Origin of the sequence: Escherichia sp. WS1152 (genome assembly GCF_046487665.1) — a bacterium.
Taxonomy (GTDB): Bacteria; Pseudomonadota; Gammaproteobacteria; order Enterobacterales; family Enterobacteriaceae; genus Escherichia; species Escherichia coli.
In genome coordinates, this window is record NZ_JBJQJA010000001.1 from 106482 (window position 1) to 124817 (window position 18336).

Consider the following 18336-nt stretch of genomic DNA (forward strand, 5'->3'; position numbering starts at 1 on the left):
TAGCTACGCCAGTCACAGGGATAATTTATGCGCTGCGTCACAAAAACTGCTACACTCCGCTCCCTCATGACATTGTGGTTTTTGTCATTTTCCTTTTCAGTATCTCCCTGAAAACTACACCGGTAACGGTCGGGGCGGTTCGGAGTAGTTATGTCTTTCGATTCTTTGGGTTTAAGCCCTGATATCCTGCGCGCCGTTGCCGAGCAGGGTTACCGTGAACCCACCCCTATTCAGCAGCAGGCGATCCCTGCGGTGCTGGAAGGCCGCGACCTGATGGCCAGTGCCCAGACCGGTACCGGCAAAACAGCGGGCTTTACGCTGCCGCTGTTGCAACACCTGATCACTCGCCAGCCGCACGCCAAAGGGCGTCGTCCGGTACGTGCGCTCATTCTTACCCCGACCCGTGAACTGGCGGCGCAGATTGGCGAAAACGTCCGTGATTACAGCAAATACCTGAACATTCGTTCGCTGGTGGTGTTTGGCGGTGTCAGCATTAACCCACAAATGATGAAGTTGCGCGGCGGCGTTGATGTGCTGGTGGCAACGCCGGGACGTTTGCTGGACCTGGAACATCAGAATGCAGTGAAGCTGGATCAGGTTGAAATCCTCGTCCTCGATGAAGCTGACCGCATGCTCGACATGGGCTTTATCCACGATATCCGTCGCGTGTTAACAAAACTACCTGCGAAGCGCCAGAACCTGTTGTTCTCCGCGACCTTCTCTGACGATATTAAAGCCCTGGCGGAAAAACTGTTGCACAACCCGCTGGAAATCGAAGTGGCACGCCGCAATACCGCGTCTGATCAGGTGACCCAGCATGTTCACTTTGTTGATAAGAAGCGCAAACGCGAATTGCTGTCGCACATGATTGGGAAAGGGAACTGGCAGCAGGTGCTGGTGTTTACCCGTACCAAACATGGCGCTAACCATCTCGCTGAACAGCTTAATAAAGATGGCATCCGTAGTGCGGCGATCCACGGTAATAAATCGCAAGGTGCGCGTACCCGTGCGCTGGCCGATTTTAAATCGGGCGATATTCGTGTACTGGTGGCAACTGACATCGCTGCGCGCGGTCTGGATATCGAAGAGTTGCCGCACGTCGTCAACTATGAACTGCCAAACGTACCGGAAGATTATGTCCACCGTATCGGGCGTACCGGTCGTGCCGCAGCCACCGGAGAAGCGTTGTCGTTGGTGTGTGTTGATGAACACAAACTGCTGCGTGATATCGAAAAACTGCTGAAAAAAGAGATCCCGCGCATTGCGATTCCGGGCTATGAGCCGGACCCGTCAATCAAAGCCGAACCGATCCAGAACGGTCGCCAGCAACGTGGCGGCGGTGGTCGTGGGCAGGGCGGTGGTCGCGGTCAACAGCAACTACGCCGTGGAGAAGGTGGTGCAAAATCTGCAAGCGCGAAGCCTGCAGAAAAACCGTCTCGCCGCCTCGGCGATGCCAAACCGGCAGGCGAACAACAACGTCGCCGCCGTCCGCGTAAACCTGCCGCTGCGCAGTAATACCATGTAAGGGCAAAAGAGTATCACAGGCTTTTGCCCTTTATTCAGGTAACACGGTCAGACATGCATGACATGTCTGTTTTTATTGTTTTAATAAATTTGCTTTATGATCTATCTAGTGTATCTAAAATGGCAATGAAATTATTTCTTCTTGCAATTTGAATTATTGTTAATAACATTGGTTGATATTCATAAACAAATTCTGGGAAAGTCTGGAATAAACATGCTATTGCATAAAGTGTTTGTTCATCATCTGGAAAATTATTATGAGATATGTGATTTAGTATTAGCTTGATTCTGTCCCTGATTTTATTATTTTCATTGTCTATAGTGTATCCGACTATCTCCCTAAGCAAAATAAAGTGTGCAGTCGTTTCATTACCGTATATCTTTAGTAGTTCTAATAAACTATCAAATTCTGACGCCTGAATATTTTTGGCACATAACTTTAACACTTTATCGAGTAACTCCAGATGCCCCGGTTCATAAACTGTTTTTTGTAGAATATTAAGTAATGTTGGCAATGATGAATATGCATATGGAATATCTGTATTCAATAACAATTTCAAAGATTGAGCGGCAATTTTAGGTTGATACAAATGCCGGGATTCAATTCTGCTAATTAAAAAAGCAGTTGTATTCTTTTTAGTTACATTGTCAGTAATCTCTATCATCTCAAAAAGTCTGCTAAAATATCCTCTCAGATCGTACTGAGTAACAATAGAAATACAATCCGTGAATAAGTCATTACATTCAGTGATTAAATTTGGATAGCTATCAAAAAGTGTATAACACATCTCCATATAATTATGCAGTTTTAATATTTGCGAAGAGGTTTTAATTGTCGTGTCGTTAATGCTGGTTGTTTTTATCGATTCAATAGCGAAAATAAGTGGGCTGATACATTTCGATAAATCATCATGTTGTAATTTCAACACTAAAACTATATCTTTTATCCATTTTATTTTTAAGTCAATATCTGTTTGTTTTGAGATGATGTTAATCAGTGCGTGCTGGACGCAGCGATGCCTGATTAAACTATGTTGATTTAAATATCCTCTGTGAACGGAGTTATGTGCAATATCCAGTATAGCATCAAAGAGCAAACCATCAGGATTTGAATTTGTGGATGTAAAGATGTTCGTTATAAGATAATTTAATATCAATATTTTATTTCCGTCGTTATTTATATAGCGTAGTGGTGCCAATAACTTGTTATAGAAATCTTTCTTTTCCGCAGTTTTGTATTTGCTATTTGCCTCATTAATATGATTAAGAAATTTAACCAAAAGGATGATTATTTTGTTCTTATAATCGAGTAAATCTGGCTGAACATGATACGTCGAGAGGTATCCCTGGGTATCAAAAATAGAAGATGCATCGGGACTATCAAAAATCATTACATCTTCCGGGGTATTTATATCGAAAAGTTCGATATTTTTTATAAATAATTGTGAAAAAAACAAAATGCTTTCTTTATGAAATACGTCAGAGTTATCATATAAAATATTAATTATTGGTAAGGCTATCTGCTCATTCGAGATTTTTTGCGGTTCTAAATGATAAGGATTGTTTAATACTTTGTTATTATACAAGGTTGATGTTAAATGCTGAATGAACATTTGCTTTTGTTCATGGTTCGTTGTTTTTTTAATAACATCTAACAGTTTTTTGGCATTATTATCGAACCAGAAAACCATATCTGTAATAGATAAGTTGTCAGGGAAATAGTTGGAATTGCCAGGTGTGTTAGGTTTAAATAATGGCCACTGCTCAAACAAATTATGCATATTAACTCCTTTAATACGTCAAATTGAAATTGATAAAAATAATAAGTAATCATTATGTGCAAGCTATAGATAATCAAAGTATTACAATGAAGTAATTTAAATTAACTATCAAAAATCGCTCATTTCTGCTTATTGATAGAAAGATTGATCGCCAGTCTGTTTAGAGCGGTGCAGCAGCAAACTTTCATAACCAGGTTGATCCTGAGTTTGCAGTACGAAAAGTTAAAAATGAGCGATTTCTGTAAGATTCCCCATTTTGCCAGGCTTATGATTCGCAGATCATTCAAGTGCAAAGGAGCGATGTATGGATTGTTCAAAATGCAATGGTTATGCGACGATGTTATTAAATATGGTGCAGGGTTCTGACCCGGTTAATTTACTGGAATTACATGGTTTCCTTGAACATTTCGCATATTATGTTTCATTTGGCAAATTTAATGCTGGCCACCAGCGCTATAATGCATTTAAAAAATTCGTCAGTGAGATTTCGGAGATCAGCGCAAACGATATCAATATGACGATTAAAACCGGGCAATCCAGACATGAAAATGTGATCTCTATAAATATGAATGATGCAATTCCTCGTGATGAGAAAGGGATCACCGTCAGAATAGATAATATTAATGGGAAGAAAAACAACTCTAATTTGTCAGATGTTTTTATTCCCTATGTAAATACATTTTCCGACCTCAAAAATAAAATACTCAGGATGAAAATTGAACTGACTGAAGGTAGTGTTTTTTCTAAAAGTCTTTCTGACAGTCAGATTGAGATGCATATTCTGAGGACTGTTAATTCGCTAAATGTTGGCGAGAAATTGAATGATGATAATCTTGCAGATCATTCTATATTCACTAACGAATTCTCTGTTATTATTCCGCCATCCTATTATGATGCGACTTCTGCAGTAAACGCTAATAATATTGTGAGAGAAAAACTATTTGAAAGTGATAGTAAAGTTAAAGATATCGTCGATGATATGTCTAATCATGACGTGGAGAGCGAAAAAGATATATTTGTAATCGGGGGGATGATAGAAAAACTGAATTCTCTGGCAGACGAATCTTTCAATGATAGTACTGATAACATACAAACAGTAAAAGATCTGTTAACGCAATTAACTGATGGCATGGAGCTCTTCGCGCTGCGGGACATAGTGGCATTCCCATCAACCATAATAGCAAAATTAATAAAATCCCCACTTAATAGCGATCATGAACTTGTTATGCGCGCACTGGATACGTATCTGTGCTACTTCAGAAATAAAAATCTGAATAACGATGCGGAAATAATTAACTTTTTCCATGCCCTCTTTTTAAAGAGACCAGAGTTGATGGTTTCTGAAAATTATAGATTTATTCAATTTATTGATTTGCTTTTTGAAAACGGAAATGTTGAAGAGAAAAACTTAGCATTTGACCTTTATCACAATTATCTTTCATTACCTGAAATAAAACAATTCGTTACTGAAGAAATTAAATTGAATTTCAATCAGCAGCAAGGATTGTTAGATAAAGATAATAAATGTTATATCTTGTTATCATCCGATAACTCTGGGCGAGTAATGCGCTTATCGCAACAGGCATTAATCTCAATGCTTGAGCCAGAGGTTAAGAAAAAGACTATCTGGAATAATTACTCTATTTATCCATCTTTGCAGGATACCCATGAAATTGTCATAGATGATCCAGAAACGATTTGTATGCGTGCATTTCCTTTATTTGCAAAAGGATGGGAATATGCGCAGAAAAATAAGAAACATCAATTGATTCTCAATGCTCTTGGATTCAAAGGTTATATTCGTGACGTATTTATGTCAGCAATAATGCGAAAAACAGACTTTGTGCCCGAATGCAATAATCAACCGACAGAACTTAATTCATCATTTTCCTCTTTGATGACCGATTCAGACCAATGGCAACAGCATTCTCTGAAAGATAAACATTACGCTAATCTATTAACGATGCTGGATCTCAAAGAGGCCAGTGAAAGTGATAAGTCTAAAATATTTTTCTGCCTGTCTGCCGTATTTGCAAATATTTCTCACAGTAATGTCTTTAACGGTATTCCTGATGCGTCAAAAACTTTAAAACGTTATGCATTTGCTTTATTGGCGAAAGCTCATTCTTTAGATGAAAGTATGATAAGCAATCAAACTTTTAATACATACAAAACGGTATTGCTTGATTTCAATAATCTGTCTAATGAAGAGGCCAACCAGTTGCGCATAAGTTCGTTATATCGTGATATGGTCCGCTATGCACAATATCGTTTTTCTAAAGTTTTATCCGAGTGGACGCCAGACGCATGGCTGTAAAGATCGCAGCAGAATAATGGCATTGATGGCCCTGGCTCAGGCCAGGGTCGGCAATACCGGTTCCTGCGAAGCGATGACGGCGGCAAGTGTAACCACGAAATGCGGTATCACTTGCTGTTTTCTGCCCTGAAGACTGGCGCTCACTGTGCCGTCGAATTTTCAATCAAATATATTGCGAGAGGGCGTGTTTGCGAGCCGCTTTCCAGAAACAGAAAAACCATTACCCCTGAAAACCGAAAAATGCCACAATATTGGCTGTTTATACAGTATTTCAGGTTTTCTCATGGCATTAACCGCCGCGCTTAAAGCGCAAATTGCCGCCTGGTATAAGGCGCTTCAGGAACAGATCCCCGACTTTATTTCCCGTGCGCCGCAGCGGCAAATGATTGCGGACGTCGCCAAAACGCTGGCCGGAGAAGAAGGGCGGCATCTGGCGATTGAAGCCCCCACTGGCGTTGGGAAAACGCTCTCCTATTTGATTCCCGGCATCGCCATTGCCCGCGAAGAGCAAAAAACGCTGGTGGTGAGCACCGCCAACGTGGCATTGCAGGATCAGATCTACAGCAAAGATTTGCCACTGCTGAAAAAGATCATTCCCGATCTTAAATTCACTGCCGCTTTTGGTCGTGGGCGCTACGTTTGCCCGCGTAATCTGACGGCGCTTGCCAGCACTGAGCCCACGCAACAGGATCTGCTGGCGTTTCTTGACGACGAACTGACGCCAAATAATCAGGAAGAGCAAAAACGTTGTGCGAAGCTGAAGGGCGATCTCGACACTTATAAATGGGATGGTCTGCGCGATCATACAGATATCGCTATAGATGACGATCTCTGGCGTCGTTTAAGTACCGACAAAGCCAGCTGCCTCAACCGCAACTGTTACTACTATCGCGAATGCCCGTTTTTTGTTGCTCGTCGGGAGATTCAGGAAGCGGAAGTGGTGGTGGCAAACCATGCGCTGGTGATGGCGGCGATGGAAAGCGAAGCGGTATTGCCTGACCCGAAAAATTTACTGCTGGTGCTGGACGAAGGCCATCACCTGCCAGATGTGGCGCGGGATGCGCTGGAGATGAGTGCCGAAATCACCGCGCCATGGTATCGGCTACAGCTGGACTTGTTCACGAAACTGGTCGCTACCTGCATGGAGCAGTTTCGCCCGAAGACCATCCCGCCGCTGGCGATCCCTGAACGTTTGAATGCGCATTGTGAAGAGCTGTATGAGCTTATCGCCTCATTAAACAACATTCTCAATCTCTACATGCCTGCCGGGCAGGAAGCAGAACACCGTTTTGCGATGGGCGAACTGCCTGATGAAGTGCTGGAGATCTGCCAGCGGCTGGCAAAACTCACCGAGATGCTGCGTGGTCTGGCGGAGTTATTTCTTAACGATTTAAGTGAGAAAACCGGCAGCCATGACATTGTACGTCTGCATCGGTTGATTTTGCAGATGAACCGCGCGTTGGGGATGTTTGAGGCGCAAAGCAAACTCTGGCGGCTGGCTTCGCTGGCGCAATCTTCCGGTGCGCCTGTCACTAAATGGGCGACGCGAGAAGAGCGCGAAGGGCAGCTGCATCTCTGGTTTCACTGCGTGGGAATACGTGTCAGCGATCAGCTGGAAAGGCTGCTGTGGCGCAGTATTCCGCACATTATTGTCACTTCCGCGACCTTGCGTTCGCTGAACAGTTTTTCGCGTTTGCAGGAGATGAGCGGGCTGAAAGAGAAAGCGGGCGACCGCTTTGTGGCGCTGGATTCCCCCTTTAACCACTGCGAACAGGGCAAAATTGTTATTCCCCGGATGCGCGTTGAGCCTTCCATCGACAACGAAGAACAGCATATTGCTGAAATGGCGGCGTTCTTTCGTGAGCAGGTGGAGAGTAAAAAACATCTCGGTATGTTAGTGCTGTTTGCCAGCGGACGGGCGATGCAGCGGTTTCTCGACTACGTGACAGATTTACGGTTGATGTTGCTGGTGCAGGGCGATCAGCCGCGCTATCGCTTAGTTGAACTGCATCGCAAACGCGTTGCCAACGGTGAGCGCAGCGTGCTGGTGGGTTTACAGTCTTTTGCCGAAGGGCTGGATCTGAAAGGTGATCTGCTCAGCCAGGTGCATATCCACAAAATCGCTTTTCCGCCTATCGACAGCCCGGTGGTGATCACCGAAGGGGAATGGCTGAAAAGCCTCAACCGCTATCCATTTGAGGTGCAAAGCTTGCCGAGCGCCTCGTTTAACCTGATTCAGCAGGTTGGGCGACTGATTCGAAGTCACGGTTGCTGGGGCGAAGTGGTGATTTACGATAAACGCTTGCTGACCAAAAATTATGGCAAGCGACTACTGGATGCATTACCGGTATTTCCGATAGAGCAACCGGAAGTCCCTGAAGGTATAGTTAAAAAGAAAGAAAAAACGAAATCCCCACGCCGTCGGCGGCGTTAATGATGTGAGTCAGGTAAGGAGTCGTAAATGGACTATCGCAAAATCATTAAAGAGATCGGGCGCGGGAAAAACCACGCGCGCGATTTAGACCGGGATACTGCGCGCGGTCTGTATGCCCATATGCTCAATGGTGAAGTCCCTGACCTTGAGTTGGGCGGCGTATTGATTGCGCTGCGTATCAAAGGGGAAGGGGAAGCAGAGATGCTCGGCTTTTACGAAGCCATGCAAAATCACACCATCAAGCTGACGCCGCCTGCAGGCAAGCCGATGCCGATTGTCATCCCCAGTTACAACGGCGCGCGTAAACAGGCCAACCTGACGCCGTTGTTGGCGATTCTGCTGCACAAACTCGGTTTTCCTGTGGTGGTTCACGGGGTTAGCGAAGATCCAACTCGCGTGCTGACAGAAACCATTTTCGAACTGATGGGTATTACGCCAACGTTGCACGGCGGGCAGGCGCAGGCGAAGCTCGACGAACATCAACCGGTGTTTATGCCAGTCGGTGCGTTTTGCCCGCCGCTGGAAAAACAACTGGCGATGCGCTGGCGGATGGGCGTGCGTAACAGTGCACATACCCTGGCGAAACTGGCGACGCCATTTGCCGAAGGTGAGGCACTGCGTCTTTCCAGCGTTTCGCATCCGGAATACATCGGGCGAGTCGCGAAGTTCTTTAGCGATATCGGCGGGCGGGCGTTACTAATGCATGGTACTGAAGGCGAAGTGTATGCTAATCCGCAGCGCTGCCCGCAGATCAATCTCATTGACCGTGAAGGGATGCGGGTGCTGTATGAAAAACAGGACACTGCTGGTAGCGAGTTACTGCCACAAGCAAAAGATCCGGAAACCACGGCGCAGTGGATTGAGCGTTGCCTGGCTGGCAGCGAACCGATTCCCGAATCGCTGAAAATCCAGATGGCTTGCTGCCTGGTGGCTACGGGTGAAGCGGCAACTATCAGCGATGGCCTGGCGCGCGTTAATCAGGCATTTTAATTTTTATCTCAGCCGGATGAGCCACGTCATCCGGCTTTTACCCCACCGCAATATGAAATTCCTGCATCTTTATTGACCTTCTCGCGCCCGGCGTGCAGCATAAAAAAACAACAAACACATAACATAAACAGGAGTTAACCATGGAAAGTGGTCATCGCTTTGATGCTCAGACGCTGCACAGCTTTATTCAGGCTGTATTTCGTCAGATGGGTAGCGAGGAACAAGAAGCGAAATTAGTTGCCGATCATTTAATCGCGGCAAACCTGGCAGGGCATGATTCACATGGTATTGGCATGATCCCAAGCTATGTACGCTCCTGGAGTCAGGGGCACCTGCAAATTAACCATCATGCCAAAATCGTTAAAGAGGCGGGGGCGGCGGTCACGCTCGATGGCGATCGCGCATTTGGTCAGGTCGCGGCACACGAAGCGATGGCGCTGGGGATTGAGAAAGCGCATCAGCACGGTATTGCTGCCGTGGCGCTACATAACTCGCATCATATCGGCCGTATCGGTTACTGGGCAGAACAGTGCGCAGCGGCGGGGTTTGTCTCTATCCACTTTGTTAGCGTGGTCGGTATTCCAATGGTCGCGCCGTTCCACGGTCGCGACAGCCGCTTTGGCACCAATCCGTTCTGTGTGGTTTTCCCACGTAAAGATGATTTTCCGCTGTTGCTTGATTACGCCACCAGCGCCATTGCATTTGGCAAAACCCGCGTCGCCTGGCATAAAGGCGTCCCCGTGCCGCCAGGTTGCCTGATTGACGTTAACGGCGTGCCGACGACCAATCCGGCGGTAATGCAGGAGTCGCCGTTGGGGTCGCTGTTGACCTTTGCCGAACATAAAGGCTACGCCCTTGCCGCGATGTGTGAAATTCTTGGCGGGGCGCTTTCTGGCGGTAAAACGACGCATCAGGAAACGTTACAAACCAGTCCCGATGCCATTCTTAACTGCATGACCACTATCATCATCAACCCGGAACTGTTCGGCGCGCCGGATTGTAGCGCGCAGACTGAAGCCTTTGCCGAGTGGGTGAAAGCCTCGCCGCATGATGACGATAAGCCGATTTTGCTACCGGGCGAGTGGGAAGTGAACACGCGTCGCGAACGGCAGAAGCAGGGGATTCCATTGGATGGGGGAAGCTGGCAGGCCATTTGTGATGCGGCGCGGCAGATTGGTATGTCGGAAGAGACGTTGCAGGCTTTCTGTCAGCAGTTAGCCAGCTAAAAAAAAGCCCGTCCAGTGGCGGACGGGCAAACAAGGGTAACATAGGATCAATGAGGGTTAGAGCATATGCGTCTGTCGGCAAACAGACAGGGAAATACTTGTGCTGGACGTAGCGTAAACGCCTGATCCGTCCAACGGTTCGGATTTTGTAGGCCTGATAAGACGCGGTAGCGTCGCATCAGGCATCTGTTGCCGGATGCGGCGTAAACGCCTTATCCGTCCTACGAATTACTTATAAATTACCGCAGTACCGCTTAATTTATTGTTGTTGGTGGCGGAAGTGATGCTGTATCCACTCGCCCCAGCTGCCGCCGCTTTCTCAGCCAGTTTCGCTTCCAGGGCATCGAGGGTGGATGCGCCATCGGCAGAAACCACGCCGATTTTATTCATGTTCTGTGCCTGGGATGCCGTTACCGGTTCCGCGGCAAACACGCCAAATGACAGAGTTGAAAGAGCCATAGCAGCAACAACAGTATTGATAGTTTTCATAATTAATCTCTCGCAGGTGATTTTTTGTTTAAGTGACGTTGTTTCGTCGATGTGATGAGTATCACGTTTTTTTACGAGAGATAAAATCGAAGAGAATTGACCGCCTTGTTCAAATAAATTGATTGATATCTAACATACTGATAAACCATTTATTTGTTGTACTTATGGACCCGTTTTATATCGCGTGGCAGTCACGGCAGCGTTAAAGGCACGGAATGCCACGAAAAATACAAATTATACTCGCTATACATCCCGCCAGTTGTAGTTAACGTAACTGGCTGTCTTTCGAACCTCTGCGATTATATCCTGTATAAGCTGGTTTTTGTAAATCTTTCTCCTGCTGACAATGAATACATAAGCGCACGCCAGGAATGGCTTCCCGACGGGCTTGCGGGATGGGGGCACCGCACTCTTCACATTCATACAGGCTTTCGCCACGCGGAATTTCACCCCGAGCGCGGGCAATCGCATCTTCAATTGTACTGTTGATCTGTTCGTTGACGGCGTCATCGTTAGCCCAACCGGATGCCATATCGTCCTCCCCATATCAATGCTTGTACAGTTAAGTGTAGCTAATATAGGGACGAACTCGGGTAGTTCAAGCGTCAGATCTCCGACCATTCCCGCAGCAGATTATGATAAAGATTGAGCAGCGACAGGATCTCTTCACTTTCGCCGTAGCGGCTTTTCAGCGACTGAATATTGTTGTCCAGTTCAAACAGCATGGCGCGCTTTTTATCATCGCGGATCATCGACTGGATCCACATAAATGATGCCACTCGTACGCCGCGGGTTACGGGTGTCACGCAATGCAGGCTGCTGGAGGGATACAACACCAGATCACCTGCCGGGAGTTTTACCCGATGTTGTCCGAAGGTGTCATTAACGACCAGTTCGCCGCCGTCGTAGCTTTGTGGATCGCTTAAAAACAGCGTGGCAGAAAGGTCAGTGCGCATCCAGCCGTTTTGTGGATGGCTGCGTACTGCGCCATCCACATGAAAACCATAGGTTTCATTGTTCTGATAGCGATTAAACAGCGGCGTGGAAAGGGTACGCGGCAAGGCCGCGGCAAAGAACAAAGCATGTTGGTTAACCGCGTTCAGCACCTCATTTTGCAGGGCGGCGTATAACGTGCTGCGGGTGTCTACCTGTTGATTGTTCTTAACTTGCGCACCTTGTGCGCCGGTGGTGACGCGTCCATCCACCCATTCGGCTTGTTCCAGTTGTTCGCGAAAACGGGCGACGTCCTGTGGCGATAACACGCCGGGAATGTGGTACATCATACAAGTTCTCCAAAAAGTGGGGCCTGCGCCCCACATCTGAATCAGAAATGCATATTGGCTGTGAGCAAGAAGGTTCTTGGCTCGCCCGGGTGATAACGGTAGCCGCTCTTGTTGATTGAGGCGACGTAATCGGTATCAAACAGGTTGTAGACGTTTAGCTGGAAGTCGAGATTGCGATTAACCCGATACCCCAGTTTGGCGTCGGCGACCCAGTAACCTTCAGTAAATGCTGGCGTTCCCACCGCGCCGTCTGAACCTTTATGCATACTGCCGATATACCGTGCGCCCGCACCAACGGAAATATCATCGGTTGCCTGATACTGGCTCCATAAGGTAAAGGCGTGCTCCGGGGTATAGGGCAGCGATGAGGAACCATCCTGGGCAACATCTTTGCCGTTTTTGATGGTTGCTTTTTGCTGGGTATAGCCGCCAATCACCTGCCACGCGGGACTGATATTCCCGGCCACGGATATCTCATAGCCTTCGACGCGTTTCTTACCATATTGCGAGTAAGTTCCGTCATCATTTTGCTCAACTTCATTTTCGATATCAGTACGGAACAGCGCGGCGGTGAGCAACAGGCGTTTATCCAGAACCTGCCATTTGGTGCCAATCTCGCTGGTGTTGGCTTTTTGCGGTTTAAAATCGGTGCGGTTGGCACTGTTACCGCTGCCAGACTGCGCAAGGGCGAAGTTGTTGCCGCCCGGAGGCTGCTGGGAAACGGCATAGTTAATATAGACATTGCCATTTTCCGTCAGGTGATACAGCGCCCCGGCTTTCCAGTTCACCAGATTGCCCGACTTGGCGGTGTCGACGGTGGTGACCGGAGAACCTTTTGCCACACCAGCTGGGCAGGTGATGGCACCGCGTCCGCTGCCGCCGCAGGCGGTGGCACTGTCATATTCAGTATGATAATTATCCAGACGGATCCCGCCGTTCAGCTCAAAATCACGGGTGATTTGCAGCGTATCGAAGGCGTAAATTGCGAAGGTATCCGTCTGACCATTGGCGTTTGCGCCGTTGCGCGTCAGGCCGCCGGGATGAATGCTGCTGTCAGGATGATAAATATTTACCGCAGGTAACGTCACCGGATTAACGCCGTAGTTAGTCTGCGTTTCACGGGTAAATTCCACGCCGGTACTGACATCATGACCGATAGAAGCGGTATAGAACGTCGAGGTCAGGTTGGTCTGGTTGGTGAGAATTTTATTACTCACATCTTTAGTATTCGCCGTGCGTGACCAGGTCCAGCTATTCACATCGCTGGTGGGCTGGGTAATATTCGACGCCCCACCCATAATCGCCGTCATCAGGTAATCCTGCTTCACGCGCGACCAATGGGTAGTGTTGCGAATGGTGGTGTTATCGTTGATGTCGTGCTCAAAACGCATGGTAGCGGTGTCGGTGGTCGAATCGTCGTAATCGGAATCCGTGCCGTAAAAGTTATGCGTATCAACTTTTCCGGAATGATTCAGGGTCGCCGTTCCTGCAGATGGGGCAGAATAGCCCGGCAAACCGATGGTTGGAATGCCGCCGTCTGGCGTGTTGTGCTGGGTGACATGCAGATAATTAAGATACAAACGATTCGCTGTACCAAGGCCAAAAGCGACAGAAGGGGCGATGCCGTAACGCTCATTTTTGACTTTGTCGCGTCCGGCATCGTGCGTTTTTTCGCCCATCACATTCAGGCGCACCGCGGTGGTATCACCAATGACCTGATTGACGTCCAGCGTGCCGCGGCGGAACCAGGCGCTGCCAATACTGGCGGAGGCGTCAATGCCGGAATCATTGCGCGGCTGCTTGCTGATCATATTGATCGAGCCCGTCGGCGCGCTGCGCCCGTAGTCGGTGCCGGAAGGCCCTTTAATCACTTCGACCTGCTCGGTATTGAAGGTGTCGCGCGAGACGCTGCCGATATCGCGAATGCCATCAATATAAATACTGTTAGATGTATCAGCACCGCGCATATAAATGGCGTCGCCAGTGGTGGAGTTACCGTTCTCACCCGCAAAAAACGCACCCACGCCGGGGACGTTTTTGAGTGCGTCGGTAAGGTTGGTTGCGCCCTGATCTTTAATCACTTGTTCAGAAATCACCGTCATCGTGCGGGTAGTATCCGCTACCGGACGCGAGAATTTCGGATCTGCAGATTGTTGTGGCGCATAAAGCGAAGGCGTTGATGCTTCGACAACCAGCGTGTCATCCGCGTTAGTTTGCCCTTCGGCGGCGAGTGCCTGAGCCACAGGCGTGATGCCAATACAAAGACCGGCAAAGAACGTGAGCGAATGAAATTGTCTGGCAGGGAAATTGCGATTGTTTTCCATTTTGCAGGTGACTTTTTCTTATATGTTGAAATTTTCACTGCCACGAGAAAGCCTCTCTGCGGATGCGATGCCACTGTTAATCTCGTGATAGTGTTCGTGCAAGTGATAATAATTTTGATAAGCATTATCACTTGGCGCGATTTTCTATCACCCATTGCGCGAAAAAGAAATACATTTATTTACATTGCGTTCATATTTGATGTTTTTTGATTACAAAACAGGCGAAAACTGCATCCAGAGGCGAATGCAGTTACGTTGGTGGGGTTATTTGTAGATGGTTGCAGTACCGAACATCTGGTCATTTCCGCCTGCGGAATTAATGACATAACCTTTCGCGCCTTGTTCGCGCGCTTTTTCTGCCAGTTTATCCTCCAGATCGCTTAGGTTTGATGCGCCAGTTGCCGAAACGGTACCGGCGGGCCGTAGCTGACCGCTGTCCAGGTTACTCATCGGTTGCGCGGCATAAGCCGTGAGAGAGATTCCGCTCAGGACGGTGGCAATCAGTAGTGTGAGGCACTTTTTCATAATGACATCCTCATAAATACAACGGGTAGTGCCTGATAAGTGTAGGTCGCCTGGGCGATGAAAATGACGCAAAAAATTGACAGAGATACGCTTATTTTTTGAACGATATATTTTTACAAAATAAGACAAATCAATGACATGCATGATGCTGATTTTTATGATGAATTGCCATAAACCATAGCCATGTTAAGGTTTTTAGAAATGATAAACGCAGCCAGATATTTACCCTGTCGCGTTATGCGGGTATCTTACGCCGCTGCTTAAAGGAGAATGCTATGTCCGCCCAGAAACCGGGGTTGCATCCGCGCAACCGTCATCACAGCCGCTACGATCTCGCCACGCTTTGTCAGGTCAATCCTGAACTCAGGCAATTCCTCACGCTTACACCCGCCGGGGAGCAAAGCGTAGACTTTGCCAATCCGCTGGCGGTGAAGGCGCTCAATAAGGCGTTGCTGGCCCATTTTTACGCCGTAGCGAACTGGGATATCCCGGACGGTTTTCTCTGTCCGCCAGTACCGGGCCGGGCGGATTATATTCATCACCTTGCCGATTTACTGGCAGAAGCAAGCGGAACAATTCCAGTTAATGCCAGCATTCTGGATATCGGCGTTGGTGCGAACTGTATTTATCCGCTGATTGGCGTACATGAATATGGCTGGCGTTTTACCGGTAGTGAAACCAGCAGCCAGGCGTTAAGCAGCGCGCAGGCGATCATCAGTGCTAATCCGGGGCTTAATCGCGCCATTCGCCTGCGTCGGCAAAAAGAGAGCGGGGCGATTTTTAACGGAATCATCCATAAAAACGAGCAATACGACGCGACCTTGTGTAACCCGCCATTCCACGATTCCGCCGCTGCGGCGCGGGCAGGTAGTGAGTGTAAACGCCGTAACCTGGGGCTGAACAAAGACGATGCACTGAACTTTGGTGGCCAGCAACAGGAGTTGTGGTGTGAAGGCGGTGAAGTCACCTTTATCAAAAAGATGATTGAAGAGAGCAAAGGCTTCGCGAAGCAGGTGATGTGGTTTACTTCACTGGTATCTCGTGGTGAAAACTTACCGCCGTTGTATCGTGCCCTGACGGACGTGGGCGCGGTGAAGGTGGTTAAAAAAGAGATGGCCCAGGGGCAAAAGCAGAGTCGCTTTATTGCCTGGACCTTTATGAACGACGAGCAGCGCCGCCGTTTTGTCAATCGCCAGCGTTAAAGCGTTGGCTCCCCCGGCGGTAACGGTTCAGCCGGGGTCGCGCCCGGAGCAGGCAGCACCTGATAAGTCTGCACTGGCGCGCGAACGCCCGCCAGGTCGAAATGTTTTTTCACCTGGCTGTCGAGGGCAAAGCGTACCGTCCACTGTTTGAGTGGCAGCGTGGTGAACGAAACACGCAGTGTAAACGCGGTATTGCTTAAGCCGACAATCCCGGCAAAGTTCGGTTCACCAATAATCAGCCCGCGAATTTCTTCGTTTTCCATTAATTCCGCTACCGCATCTTTCAGTGCCTGATTGGCTTTATCAGCATCTTCATGGCGATCAACATCGTAGTTTGCCACTACCGAACCAATGCCGCGGACAAAGTTGGCAAAGGTGGTAATCGAAGACCACGGAATGATGTGGTACGCCCCGGTATCCTGGCGTACGCCCACGGAGCGAATCGACATCCGTTCCACAGTGCCGGTCAACGGCCCGATAGTCACCAAATCTCCAGTGTTCATGCCGTTTTCAAACTGAATAAATACCCCGGTGATAATATCTTTCACCAGCGTTTGCGAACCAAACGAGATAGCCAGACCTAATGCCCCGGCACCTGCCAGCAATGGCGCGATATTGACGCCGATTTCCGACAACACAATCATGATGGTGATGGTACTGATAATCACCGCCAGCGCGTTACGAAACAGCGTAAGCAGGGTACGCGTGCGGGCGCTGGGTAGCGGGCGGCCATGAATATCCGAAGCCAGCCGGTTTTCGATCAAACTGGCGAGCACCGTCCAGCCAACCGCCGAGAAGAAAAGAATGAGTGCGATACGGATCAGGATATCTACGGTTTTCTGCCCCGCGCCGTTTTGCAGCCAGTTCCAGAAATCGAACAATCCCCATGCGCTCAACAGCAGCATTACAGCCACGCAGACGGTCAGAATACGCGCCGTTTTCAGCGCCGCCGAAAGCCAGCCATTCAGCCGTTTTTGCAACTCCGGATAGTTACGCTGAGTATGTGGCGAGAGAGTGATGGTTTTTGCCAGCCAGCGGGAAAACATACCGGAAACAAATGCTGCGATACCAATAATCGCCAGGCTGCGCACTGTTGCACCCATCATAAATTTCAGGCTGTTGCCCGGATCGAACAACGAAAAGAAAAACAGCACGATAAAATAGGCGCTTGCCAGCCAGTGCCACACCAGCGCAAAGGCGCGGATAAACAGGCTGAAAAAGGCCAGCGAATGCTCCGCGAAGTTGAGCAAATGCTGGGTAATCTCTTTTTTATTACGAAAGATCAGGTACAACGCCCAGACGGTCATGCACAGCATAATGATGACGTTCGCCAGCGCACCTATCTGTACATTCACCTGATTAGAGATAATCGGCACGGCCACAATCAGGCCATAACCTATCAAACTGCTTAACCAGCTCAGGCGACGACTCCAGTAACGGGCGCTCTCGTCCTGTATCGTGAACGGGCGCAGCTCCGCCACATTTGGGCAAAAAATCAGGCGTAGTACAGCTTTGAAAAATTCAATCAGGGCAAAGGCGTTGAGAAACAAACTTTGTTGGAAAGCGATGGTGCGACTGCCTGCATTCAGGTTGTCGCTTAATACCTGGCCGACAAATAATGTCAGTGCCAGTAACAGCAGGTCGATAATAAACGCCCCGATAATCATCGCCGGAAGCTGCAGCCAGTTACTGCGCTCACGATTTTTTTGCCGCGCCCACTGACCCATTTTGCGATACAGCGGCAGTGCGCACAGGCGAATCAGCCAGTAAAAACCAAACACTAAAACCGCTAACATTGAAAAATGGGTCAGCGCATTGCTGAAGGTTTGTGGATTAAACGGCTTATGCGGGGAGCCGGTGATATTGCGATAAAGCTGCCCGAAGCGGGCGGAAAGGGCTTCACCATAATGGCGGCTGACTTCGGTGACCTTTTGCAGCACGGTTTGCTCTTCAACCAGCGTCGGCGGCACGATCTTCGGGACCGGTTCAGCAGGTGGCGTCGCGGCGACGGTGCGCAACTGGTCGATCAACTCTTTACGCGAGGTGTCATTATCCAGCACATCCGCCAGTGCGCCATAGGCCGCTTTTTTTTGTTCGATATCCGGTTCCGGGGCCGGTTCAGTCGTTGAGTCCGTTGTCGTTGTGGTTGTAACGCCGGGTATGGATACCGCGTGGGCAGGTGCGCCCAGCAGGCAGAAGAGGATGAACAGGATCCACCGCATGACTCCTCCAGTGAGAAAA

14 protein-coding genes are annotated in these 18336 nt (G+C 48.5%); 7 read left to right on the top strand and 7 right to left on the bottom strand.

The window, feature by feature from the left end; genetic code table 11:
• Positions 1–150 precede the first annotated feature (150 nt).
• Complete coding sequence (gene rhlE / locus ACJHW7_RS00535; protein WP_001717923.1) at positions 151–1515, top strand: ATP-dependent RNA helicase RhlE; 1365 nt, start codon at positions 151–153, stop codon at positions 1513–1515.
• 104 nt (positions 1516–1619) lie between these two features.
• On the opposite strand, the gene ACJHW7_RS00540 is transcribed toward rhlE, so the two are convergent.
• Positions 1620–3305 (bottom strand): hypothetical protein, encoded by a 1686-nt coding sequence (locus ACJHW7_RS00540; protein WP_021556618.1) that lies wholly within the window; start codon positions 3303–3305, stop codon positions 1620–1622.
• A gap of 304 nt (positions 3306–3609) precedes the next feature.
• Between ACJHW7_RS00540 and espX2 the strand changes: the two genes are divergently transcribed.
• The 5 genes from espX2 to ybiE all read left to right on the top strand — a co-directional run bounded on the left by espX2 (position 3610) and on the right by ybiE (position 10398).
• The gene (espX2, locus tag ACJHW7_RS00545; protein WP_021556619.1) at positions 3610–5622 is read left to right on the top strand and encodes a type III secretion system effector EspX2; all 2013 of its coding nucleotides are present in this window, start codon (positions 3610–3612) and stop codon (positions 5620–5622) included.
• Between the two features lie 283 nt (positions 5623–5905).
• Complete coding sequence (dinG, locus tag ACJHW7_RS00550; RefSeq protein WP_021556620.1) at positions 5906–8056, top strand: ATP-dependent DNA helicase DinG; 2151 nt, start codon at positions 5906–5908, stop codon at positions 8054–8056.
• A gap of 27 nt (positions 8057–8083) precedes the next feature.
• The gene (ybiB, locus tag ACJHW7_RS00555) at positions 8084–9046 is read left to right on the top strand and encodes a DNA-binding protein YbiB (RefSeq protein WP_000386551.1); all 963 of its coding nucleotides are present in this window, start codon (positions 8084–8086) and stop codon (positions 9044–9046) included.
• 140 nt (positions 9047–9186) lie between these two features.
• Positions 9187–10272, top strand: a complete 1086-nt coding sequence (gene hcxB, locus ACJHW7_RS00560; protein WP_021556621.1) for a hydroxycarboxylate dehydrogenase HcXB — start codon at positions 9187–9189, stop codon at positions 10270–10272.
• Positions 10273–10338: 66 nt separating this feature from the next.
• Positions 10339–10398 (top strand): protein YbiE, encoded by a 60-nt coding sequence (gene ybiE, locus ACJHW7_RS00565; RefSeq protein WP_211180490.1) that lies wholly within the window; start codon positions 10339–10341, stop codon positions 10396–10398.
• 102 nt (positions 10399–10500) lie between these two features.
• Here ybiE and ybiJ read toward each other — a convergent pair whose 3' ends face one another.
• The 5 genes from ybiJ to mcbA all read right to left on the bottom strand — a co-directional run bounded on the left by ybiJ (position 10501) and on the right by mcbA (position 14893).
• Positions 10501–10761: a DUF1471 family protein YbiJ gene (ybiJ, locus tag ACJHW7_RS00570; RefSeq protein WP_000849301.1), complete on the bottom strand. Its 261-nt coding sequence runs from the start codon at positions 10759–10761 to the stop codon at positions 10501–10503.
• Between the two features lie 265 nt (positions 10762–11026).
• On the bottom strand, positions 11027–11293 hold the full coding sequence (ybiI, locus tag ACJHW7_RS00575; protein ID WP_000146357.1) for a C4-type zinc finger protein YbiI: 267 nt from the start codon (positions 11291–11293) through the stop codon (positions 11027–11029).
• Positions 11294–11366: 73 nt separating this feature from the next.
• Positions 11367–12044: a PKHD-type hydroxylase YbiX gene (ybiX, locus tag ACJHW7_RS00580; protein ID WP_000990177.1), complete on the bottom strand. Its 678-nt coding sequence runs from the start codon at positions 12042–12044 to the stop codon at positions 11367–11369.
• Positions 12045–12085: 41 nt separating this feature from the next.
• Positions 12086–14368: a catecholate siderophore receptor Fiu gene (locus ACJHW7_RS00585; RefSeq protein ID WP_040234623.1), complete on the bottom strand. Its 2283-nt coding sequence runs from the start codon at positions 14366–14368 to the stop codon at positions 12086–12088.
• 264 nt (positions 14369–14632) lie between these two features.
• Entirely contained in the window at positions 14633–14893 is a 261-nt protein-coding gene (mcbA, locus tag ACJHW7_RS00590; RefSeq protein ID WP_000710619.1) for a DUF1471 family periplasmic protein McbA, read from the bottom strand.
• A 275-nt stretch (positions 14894–15168) separates the two neighbouring features.
• Between mcbA and rlmF the strand changes: the two genes are divergently transcribed.
• Entirely contained in the window at positions 15169–16095 is a 927-nt protein-coding gene (gene rlmF / locus ACJHW7_RS00595) for a 23S rRNA (adenine(1618)-N(6))-methyltransferase RlmF (RefSeq protein WP_021556623.1), read from the top strand.
• Here rlmF and ybiO read toward each other — a convergent pair.
• Positions 16092–18317, bottom strand: a complete 2226-nt coding sequence (gene ybiO / locus ACJHW7_RS00600) for a mechanosensitive channel protein (protein ID WP_001267253.1) — start codon at positions 18315–18317, stop codon at positions 16092–16094. The two genes, rlmF and ybiO, sit on opposite strands and share 4 nt — an antisense overlap.
• Positions 18318–18336 lie beyond the last annotated feature (19 nt).